The sequence below is a fragment of the Shewanella sp. 10N.286.52.E4 genome, assembly GCF_041468785.1.
GTDB classification, from domain to species: domain Bacteria; phylum Pseudomonadota; class Gammaproteobacteria; order Enterobacterales; family Shewanellaceae; genus Shewanella; species Shewanella electrodiphila.
The window spans coordinates 99,320-105,319 of the sequence record NZ_JBFRJJ010000016.1; the positions used below are offsets into that span (position 1 = coordinate 99,320).

5 protein-coding genes are annotated in these 6,000 nt (G+C 42.0%); 3 read left to right on the forward strand and 2 right to left on the reverse strand.

The window, feature by feature from the left end:
* Positions 1-66: 66 nt before the first annotated feature.
* From AB4153_RS08875 to cydX, 3 genes are read left to right on the forward strand one after another with little or no spacing between them, the layout of a single operon-like run.
* On the forward strand, positions 67-1,623 hold the full coding sequence (locus AB4153_RS08875) for a cytochrome ubiquinol oxidase subunit I (RefSeq protein ID WP_102529401.1): 1,557 nt from the start codon (positions 67-69) through the stop codon (positions 1,621-1,623).
* Positions 1,624-1,638: 15 nt separating this feature from the next.
* Complete coding sequence (cydB, locus tag AB4153_RS08880) at positions 1,639-2,778, forward strand: cytochrome d ubiquinol oxidase subunit II (protein ID WP_102529402.1); 1,140 nt, start codon at positions 1,639-1,641, stop codon at positions 2,776-2,778.
* Between the two features lie 13 nt (positions 2,779-2,791).
* Positions 2,792-2,914: a cytochrome bd-I oxidase subunit CydX gene (cydX, locus tag AB4153_RS08885; protein ID WP_102529403.1), complete on the forward strand. Its 123-nt coding sequence runs from the start codon at positions 2,792-2,794 to the stop codon at positions 2,912-2,914.
* Between the two features lie 126 nt (positions 2,915-3,040).
* Here the strand turns inward: cydX and AB4153_RS08890 are convergent, their stop codons facing one another.
* Both AB4153_RS08890 and AB4153_RS08895 read right to left on the reverse strand, forming a co-directional pair.
* Entirely contained in the window at positions 3,041-3,532 is a 492-nt protein-coding gene (locus tag AB4153_RS08890) for a DM13 domain-containing protein (RefSeq protein ID WP_248955016.1), read from the reverse strand.
* Between the two features lie 182 nt (positions 3,533-3,714).
* Positions 3,715-5,718: a methyl-accepting chemotaxis protein gene (locus tag AB4153_RS08895; protein ID WP_371997095.1), complete on the reverse strand. Its 2,004-nt coding sequence runs from the start codon at positions 5,716-5,718 to the stop codon at positions 3,715-3,717.
* Positions 5,719-6,000: the final 282 nt, after the last annotated feature.

Here is a 6,000-nt window from a genome sequence, read left to right on the forward strand (position 1 = left end):
AATGGCACTTGTTGTGATTGATGGGAATCATCATGGCATTTGGATGTACCGAGTAAGGAGTCGCCAATGATTATTGAAGAGGTTGTAGAGCTGTCACGATTGCAGTTCGCGCTAACAGCCATGTACCACTTTCTGTTTGTACCTTTAACTTTAGGTCTAGCTTTTATTTTGGCTATTATGGAATCGCTTTATGTGATGACTGATAATCAAATCTATAAAGATATGACCAAGTTTTGGGGTAAGTTATTCGGGATTAACTTTGCACTAGGTGTTACCACCGGTTTAGCAATGGAATTCCAGTTCGGTACTAACTGGGCATATTTCTCACATTATGTGGGTGATATTTTCGGCGCGCCACTCGCAATTGAAGGCTTAATGGCATTCTTCCTAGAGTCGACTCTAGTGGGTATGTTCTTCTTCGGTTGGGATCGATTCAGTAAACGTCAGCATTTAGCAGTAACTTGGTTAGTCGCCATTGCTTCTAATATGTCAGCGTTATGGATTCTGGTTGCCAACGGTTGGATGCAAAACCCTGTCGGTTCTGTGTTTAACTACGAAACCATGCGTATGGAAATGACTAGCTTCGCTGAAGTGGTATTTAACCCTGTAGCGCAAGTTAAGTTTGTTCATACAGTGGCATCTGGTTATGTAGCCGGTGCGATGTTCGTTCTAGCTATTAGTTCTTACTACATCCTTAAAGGTCGTGACTTACCGTTTGCTCGTCGCTCGTTTGCGATTGCAGCAAGTTTCGGTATGGCATCTATCCTGTCAGTTATCGTGTTAGGTGATGAATCAGGCTATAAAGTGGGTGAAGTACAACGCGTTAAGTTAGCAGCGATTGAAGCTGAGTGGCACACTGAGCCAGCTCCAGCAGCATTTACTGCGGTAGGTTTCCCAAATCAAGAGAAGATGGAAACTGACTTCGCGATTAAAATTCCTTTTGCAATGGGTATCATTGCTACGCGTTCTATCGATGAGCAAGTAACAGGGATTATCGATTTAATCGACGAGCATGAGATCCGCATTCGTAACGGTATGGTTGCTTATTCATTCCTCGAACAGCTTAAAGCTGGCGATGAAAGCCCTGAACTGCGTGCAAACTTTGAAGCAACAAAAGGTGACTTAGGTTACGGCTTATTGCTTAAGCGTTACACTGAAAACGTGGTTGACGCGACTGAAGAACAAATTAAAGCTGCTGCCAAGGATTCTATACCTAACGTAGCGCCAATGTTCTGGTCATTCCGTATCATGGTTGGTGCAGGTATGATTATGTTGTTTGTATTTGCCGCAGCATTCTGGCAAAGCACACGTCATAAAATTGAAGAGAAGCCTTGGGTATTACGTGCGGCGCTTTACAGCTTACCACTGCCTTGGATTGCGATTGAATGTGGTTGGTTTGTGGCTGAATACGGTCGTCAACCTTGGACTATTTCAGAAGTGCTTCCGACCTTCATGTCAGCTTCAAGTCTAACGACTTCGGATCTGTGGTTCAGTATCATTTCTATCACTGTGTTCTACTCGATTCTATTAGTGATTGAATTGTTCTTAATGTTTAAGTTTGCTCGTCTAGGCCCATCAAGCCTTAAGACAGGTAGATATCATTTTGAAAACCAAGATGCTTAATCTGAGGACCTGATTATGTTTGATTATGAAATGCTAAGATTTATCTGGTGGGCTCTGATTGGCGTATTGCTAATAGGGTTCTCTGTGACCGACGGTTTTGATATGGGTGTGGGTGCGTTATTACCTGTAATTGGTAAAGACGATACTGACCGCCGTATTATGATTAATACCATTGCCCCGCACTGGGATGGTAACCAAGTTTGGTTAATTACTGCTGGTGGCGCTTTGTTTGCTGCATGGCCTATGGTTTATGGCGTATCTTTCTCTGGCTTTTATGTGGCTATGATGTTGGTACTGTTTGCCTTATTCCTACGTCCAGTTGGCTTTGATTACCGCTCTAAAATTGAAGATCCAAGATGGCGTAAGTCGTGGGATTATGCATTATGTATTGGTGGCTTCGTACCACCGCTGATTATCGGTGTTGCGTTTGGTAACTTGCTTCAAGGCGTACCGTTTGATTTTGATCAGTTCTTACGTGCAACTTACCACGGTGGTTTATTCGGCCTATTAAACCCATTTGGTTTATTAGCAGGTTTAATTGCAGCGTTTATGTTTGTGATGCAAGGTGCATCATGGCTACAAATGAAGACTGAAGGTGAGCTACGTGTTCGTGCGGCTAAAGCGGCACAAATTACAGGCCTTTTAGTTGCTGTGTTATTCGCTATTGCAGGTGTTTGGTTAGTAAATGGTATCGACGGTTACGTCATTACCTCTGCTATCGACACTGCTGGGCCTTCAAACCCAACGACTAAAACCGTTGCGGTTGAAGCTGGCGCTTGGTTAGCTAACTACGATAAGTACCCACTGACGATGTTATTCCCTGTATTGGGTCTGCTTATGCCAGTACTGGTTGTACTTGCTAGCCGTTTAAACCGTAGTGGTTTTGCATTCTTGTTTAGCTCATTAGCTATTGCAGGTATCATTTTGACATGTGGCGCAGCAATGTTCCCATTCATCATGCCATCTTCTTTAGACCCGAATGTAAGCTTAACAATGTGGGATTCTACAGCGAGTGAAATTACGCTTAATGTGATGACTTGGGCTGCAATCATTTTCGTACCGATTGTACTGAGTTATACCGCTTGGACTTATTACAAGATGTTTGGTCGCTTGAACCGTGAGTTCATCGAAAAGAACAAGACATCATTATATTAATTAAGGAGCCATTATGTGGTATTTCTCTTGGATACTAGGTGTATTACTAGCCTGTGCTTTTGGCATCATTAATGCGCTTTGGTTAGAAAACACTGAAAACTTAGATAGAATCAAAGAAGCTGATTCTGAAAAGTAATTAGTCGTTTACGCTAATATTTAAAACCCTGCCATTGTGCAGGGTTTTTTATTGGCTAAGAAAAATATGGTCGCAGGTGATGCTATTGATATAAAGAGCGTTGAGTATATAACGTTGTGGTTAGCCTTATGATTGCGTTATCTGCTGATACTGTGCAGCAGTAATAAATTGACCAAAACTCTCGCACCAAACGATTAAGGTGTTGTACTCAGCGACATTCACGTTAGCCGTTATCGGCACTAAAAAGTTATCGAAGGTTTTGATGTCAGCGACCTGAACCATTTCTGATTTTAAGCGATTGAAGTCCGCTTCTGTTTCTACAAATTCTTTGGCCAAATAAACTTTAAAGTCGGGACCCGGTGAGAGTTTGCCATCGAGTGCGATAAATTCATCGCCGATAGTGACCGTGCCTTCACCCCAATGTAATGCATCGCTGTCTTTTAGCTCGCGAGTAAATTGAGCGGTAAATCGCTGTTGGGCGCTAATGGATAACACTTGTTCACTACTAGGCGCTTCAGGTGCTGTCAGAATTGGCAGGGCATAAATCCCAGCGCCAAAACCAATGGCGAGCACTAAGGCATGGGTCGAGAACAATGTTGCTATGGTGCGTTTTTTCATGGGCGGCCTATATTTCCTGTCATTGTTAAGTTTTCTAATAAAAAGGCATGAACTTTTCAGCTCATGCCTTCAATAAGACCTGCATTAATAGCGATAAATTTCAATTACCCGATTAATGCATATCAACAGCTAATCTAACCCTACATTCAAATTTAAACGTACCTCTAAATCTAAATACACGCTTAGACTTTAAAGAAGTTAATTTTAGTTTTTAGCTCACTAGCAAGTTCAGTTAAACCATCTGCAACCTCAACGGTTTCTCCTGCACGTTCTTGTCCTTCATTTGCCAAGGTGGATATTTGGTGTAGGTTACGGGTTATTTCATCTGCTACGGCGCTTTGCTGCTCTGTGGCACTTGCTATGCTACTGGTAAAGGTGGCTAGCTCACCGATGCTTACAGTTATTTGACTCAATTGCTGACTTGATTGAGTTCCTTGCTCGGCTGAGAAGGTGCCTAATTTATGGCTGTCTTCCATTTGCTGGGCAGTATTTTTAACCTGAGATTGCAACTGAGCAATGGTTTTACTGATTTCTGATATTGAGCTTTGGGTGCGCTGAGCAAGAGAGCGAACCTCGTCGGCAACAACAGCGAATCCTCGGCCTTGTTCGCCTGCACGTGCAGCTTCAATTGCAGCGTTAAGGGCAAGCAAATTGGTTTGCTCAGCAATACTGTTAATCACCTCAGTGACTTGGTTAATCGCTTCACTTTCTTTACTGACATTTTCAATGTTAGCTTGGCTTTCATTCAGTTGGGTTTTAAGTAAATCTAACGACTCAACCACTTCTGTTAGCTGTTGATGACCAGAGCGTGATGACTCATCCACTTGCTGGCTTTTGGTAGCGCCTTCATTTGAATGATTTGCCACATCACGGATAGAGGCTGACATTTCTTCAATAGCAGTGGCAATCTGGTTGGTTTGCATCATCAATGACTCTGATTCATCGCCATTTAATCTTGCCATATCTTGGGCTTTTTGGGCTTGTGATTCTAAGCTCTCCACTGAGTGCTGCAGCGAGTCAATTAAGTCTTTTAGGTTGGTGGACATATCAGCTGCACTGGCAGTAATAAGGTCAATTTCATTATTACTGTTAGGGTCTGTTACTTCAAATTGCTGGGATAAGTCGCCTCGGCCTAATAATTGCAGTTGTTGCTGTAATTTTTGTAACGGCGCGAGGGCTTTAACTTGCAGCATCGCCAATAAACCACTGATTAAGATAATCCCCAAGGCTGCAACGCCCGCAGTAATGTATAGCAGTTGCAAGCTTTCATTATTTAGCTCAGCGGCTTCAGTTAAGCCGATTAATGTCCAGTTCCATCCTGGAATATTAATACTATTGGCAAACATGGTTTTTTGCTGATTATTGAGGTACTCATAATTGAAATGCTGACCGAGCACTTTATTCGCATCTAGGCCATTTAAAATGTCAGGAGTAAGTGCTTCACCAACCTTAAATCTTGGGTGTGATATCAGGCGTTTGTCACTGTTTCTGACCAGCATGTAAAAACCAGACTCTTCAACCACCAGGTTGTTGATGGTTTTTTGTAGTTCAGTAATCGACTCGGTAATGTCAAAACCGATATATAAAATGCCAATGACGTCGCCAGTTTCATTTTTAATCGGGCGATAAACTGTCATGTAGTCTTTACCGAAAAGCTTGGCATAACCTTCATAGGTCTCACCCTTAATCAAAGTTTGATAACCCGGATGAGATTGACCGAGGTAGGTGACTAATGCTCTTGAGCCATCTGCTTTTTTGAGTGAAGTGGAAATTCGTAAGAAGTCATCGCCATCTTTGACAAAAATAGTCGCTGTACCGCCAGTGAGGTTTGAAAAGCGATCTACTTTACTTTTAGTCGCATTGATTTGGGCACTCTCATGGACAAGTGACGGGGTTTGGGTGCTATAGATTTTGACGCTGCGATCAGGTTTGTGAAAGTTACCTGGGTACATAGCGCGCAGAATGTCGGCATTACGGCGAGCAAGGTTTAATAAGCTGACATATTGCAACTCGATAAGTGCAGCATTACTTTGCATTTGCTCATTCATCGAGTCGATGGCTTTTTCTTTTAAAACGTTAGACGAACTGAAATAGGAGACAGAAGAAATAATACCGAATACCAGTATGGTAAGCGCTAGCGAAAAGTACGTTATTTGTTTTGTTATTGACCAATTTCGATAGTTCATGTGATAAGTTCCGAAAAAAGGATAAGTATAATCTAGTGGATATGACCCCGAATTTATTTGATTAAGATCATGGGAAGATTGAGAATTATCAAGAATTAGTAATTCAACATCTTAAAAAAAAACGACGCATAAATGCGTCGTTTTTTGATGGTTATTAGGGCGTGTTGATCTTTTAGGGTTGTTTTTGCAGCGAGTTGTTGTTCATTTAGACAAGGCAGAGACTTTGTAGTGTAGTTATTCTACATAAAAAGCCGATAACGAAGTAAAAATGAACAACAAACG